The organism is Cyanobacteriota bacterium (assembly GCA_025054735.1).
GTDB lineage: Bacteria > Cyanobacteriota > Cyanobacteriia > SKYG9 > SKYG9 > SKYG9.
In genome coordinates this window covers 1-3333 of the sequence record JANWZG010000417.1, presented here as the reverse complement: position 1 = coordinate 3333, position 3333 = coordinate 1, and the positions used below count along the sequence as shown (strand labels likewise).

At 47.2% G+C, this 3333-nt stretch carries 4 protein-coding genes; 3 read left to right on the top strand and 1 reads right to left on the bottom strand.

The features are described from left to right. Positions 1 to 112 precede the first annotated feature (112 nt). From NZ772_16085 to NZ772_16075, 3 genes are all read left to right on the top strand, one after another. Positions 113 to 712 carry a pentapeptide repeat-containing protein gene (locus NZ772_16085; protein MCS6815075.1) on the top strand — a complete coding sequence of 200 codons (600 nt, stop codon included), beginning with the start codon at positions 113 to 115 and terminating at the stop codon, positions 710 to 712. A 231-nt stretch (positions 713 to 943) separates the two neighbouring features. Next, positions 944 to 1921 carry a cysteine synthase A gene (locus NZ772_16080; GenBank protein ID MCS6815074.1) on the top strand — a complete coding sequence of 326 codons (978 nt, stop codon included), beginning with the start codon at positions 944 to 946 and terminating at the stop codon, positions 1919 to 1921. 686 nt (positions 1922 to 2607) lie between these two features. Further along, entirely contained in the window at positions 2608 to 2946 is a 339-nt protein-coding gene (locus NZ772_16075; protein MCS6815073.1) for a Mo-dependent nitrogenase C-terminal domain-containing protein, read from the top strand. A gap of 158 nt (positions 2947 to 3104) precedes the next feature. Here the strand turns inward: NZ772_16075 and NZ772_16070 are convergent. Beyond that, positions 3105 to 3333 (bottom strand): HisA/HisF-related TIM barrel protein (locus NZ772_16070; protein ID MCS6815072.1); only part of this gene is annotated, 229 nt, incomplete at its 5' end.

Genomic DNA, 3333 nt, shown 5'->3' with positions numbered 1-3333 from the left:
CATGGCTACAGCGAACTAGGCCATCATTCCAATGCCCCCACTGATGCTTGATGTAGTTGAGTACCCATGCAGAGCAGTTGCAGCAACCCGTTGATTTCAAGAGATAAACCGGATGAATATTGATGAGCTTCTGAGGCGATATGCAGCAGGAGAGCGCAGTTTCTCCGGTGTCAACTTGGGTAAACTCTTAACTGAGAAGGTAAGCCTATACCGAGTAAATTTGTGTGACGTTGATTTGAGATCAGCAAACCTGGTTGATGTCGATCTATGTCGTACTAACTTTTCTAGGGCCAATCTCAGTCGTGCTAATTGTTACCGGGCTAACCTGACTGCTGTTAATTTAATTGAAGCGAACCTGAGTGAGGCTAACCTGCGCTCTGCTAACCTGATTTTGGCCGAACTGGGTAGGGCTACTCTGGTGAAAGCTACACTGACATCAGCCAAGCTCTGGAAGGCAAGCCTGAATGGAGCAAACCTTAGCTATGCCGACCTTTCCTATGCTGATCTCAGCGGTGCAGACTTGGTAGGCGCTGACTTAACCGGAGCCAATTTAACGGGTACTGATGTTAGTGGTTCCAACCTAGTGACTGCCATTTTAACCAAGGCGAATTTACAGGATGCTGACCTAAGTGGTACTAACCTGTGGAAGGCCAATCTACAGGATGCCATCCTGAGGAATACGATCTTGTCTGATGGCACAATTCAACGATAGGATTACTGACCAATGTATCCTTACCAGGAGGATGCTGGTTGACTGACACATCTGTTTTGTAGGTTGGATGGCATAACGTGCAACTCAACACCAGCCTATGCTCTGTTTGACTGCACTATTGCCAACCCAACCTCCGAGAGCACAGGAGTTTCAAGAGTTTTGTCAGGCAACCAAGTGAGGATTTCAATGCCCGTTATAGTAAGTTAAGTTGGCAGTGATCACAAAACGTAGATGGATATTAAACAAGGCTTCGTAGGCACGATCGGCAACACTCCTCTCATTCGCTTAAACACCCTAAGTGAGGAAACTGGCTGTGAAATCCTAGGCAAAGCAGAGTTCTTAAATCCAGGCGGTTCGGTTAAAGACCGTGCTGCTCTTTACATTATCAATGACGCAGAACGGCAGGGTCTACTAAAACCCGGTGGCACGGTAGTAGAAGGCACAGCAGGAAATACTGGCATTGGCCTGGCCCATATCTGTAATGCCAAGGGCTATAAGTGCCTAATTGTTATCCCTGAGACACAATCACAGGAGAAGATAGATGCCCTGCGAACTCTAGGGGCTGAGGTGCGTCTAGTACCAGCCGTGCCCTATAAGGATCCTAATAACTATGTCAAACTCTCAGGTAGAATCGCCGCAGAACTCGACAATGCCATCTGGGCAAACCAGTTTGATAATTTAGCCAATCGTCAGGCCCATTACGAAACCACAGGCCCAGAAATTTGGCAACAAACCGATGGCAAGGTTGATGCTTGGGTAGCTGCAACGGGCACAGGGGGAACCTATGCCGGCGTAGCCTTGTTTCTGAAGGAGCAAAATCCCAACATTCGTGTAGTGTTAGCTGATCCAATGGGGAGCGGCCTCTATAGCTATGCCAAAACTGGAACAATAACTATTGAAGGCAAATCAATTACAGAAGGCATTGGTAATAGTCGCATAACCGCCAATATGCAAGGAGCACCGATCGATGATGCCATCCAAATTGATGACCAAGAATGCGTCACAACGATCTATCGGTTGCTACGGCAAGAGGGATTGTTTATGGGTGGTTCTGTGGGGATCAACGTCGCCGCCGCAGTGCGGGTAGCTAAACAGATGGGGCCTGGCCATACGATCGTCACAGTGTTGTGTGATGGTGGTGCGCGTTATCAATCTCGCCTCTTCAATCGTCAGTGGCTAGCAGAGCGCGGGCTATCACCCGATCTCTAAACATTTTGCCCTCAGGCTAATTCAGTGATCCCAAAGATTTCAGCGATTCCATAGTCTTTAGCATAAAATAACCGAGGGTTGCTTAGAATCAAGGCTTAAAGCTGTAGCATTACGCAGGAGCTAGTTAAAGGTCACCAAAATTCAGTGACATCACTCACATAAAACGATCAGGAACTGGTACAAGATCGGTTGTATGAGTAGGGTAACTATAGATTGATTTAGTTCGTTGGGTGGTCATTAGGTTGTTGTTAGATGGTCACACCATTATTCACACCATTAATAGTGCTTTAAGCTAGCGTTTTTAATCGCCAATCTGTAGTCATACACTGACGAGACGTAGTTAATGTGATTTGGTTACGAGACAATCTGTTAGGTCATCTTAGTTGGATCGCTACTGATGGCAATAACTTGATTGCTGCAATCATTTCAAAACTTAGTTAGTAACTGTCTTTTAGAGCAGTGTCTAGTAGTAGAGTTCAGCCTCAGCGTGAGGATGTCGTATGTCAACTTGCAAGCCTGTAACTGCGCCTGACTGGAAGTACAGGGATGTGGTATCTGGGTCAGCCGTCAAGGCGTTGGCAAAGTCTATGATTTTAGCCTACGAAGTAGTTCACGATTCAACAGAACAAACGTTAGACAGTGATGAAACGTTTCAGCTATCGTGCTACGCTACCCAAAATTTAGCTCTGGCGAGTTGGATTTGGCTGCAACGATCAGAGCAAGATAGTCACAACAATAGGTCAATTTTTGGTGCGCTTAAGCACAACTTTCAACCCTTAAAACCATTGCGTCAATGGTTAGACCATATTCAAGTTAACGATCGTCAACTTGCCCACAGGCTCTGTCAATTGATCCCCGCCCAATGTCCATTTGAGCGAGACATTCAACTCTTTGGCAGGATCCTGTTCCACATTCCACCCCTGTGCAAACTCAACCCGCTTTACGACGAGCTAGTCCATCTGCGGTTTCGGGCATTGTCTTACCTTGCCGATGACTGCGGCGAAGACGTGTCTGCATACATCTAGTCGCTATCAGCTAGTTCCCTGGTTGACTGAACAAATCTTTTTTTAGGTTGGATTGGACAACGTGGACCTAACACCAGCCTATGCTCTGTTGGCTTACGTTATCGCTGACCCAACCTATACGAGAATAGGAGTTTCAAGAGTTTTGTCAGGTAAGCAGCTTATGTCGTCCTGACAGGCACGTGGTGGCTGAGTAGATAAGCTTTGATTTGGGCGATCGTAAGCTGACCGTAGTGCAGCAACGAGGCTAGCAGCGCTGCCTCAGCCTTGCCCTCCGTAAGGGCAGCGTAAATGTGTTCACAGGTACCTGCACCTCCAGAGGCGATGACAGGAACGTTAACGTGACTAGCGATCGTCCGGGTTAGGTCTAAATCGTACCCAGCTTGGGTA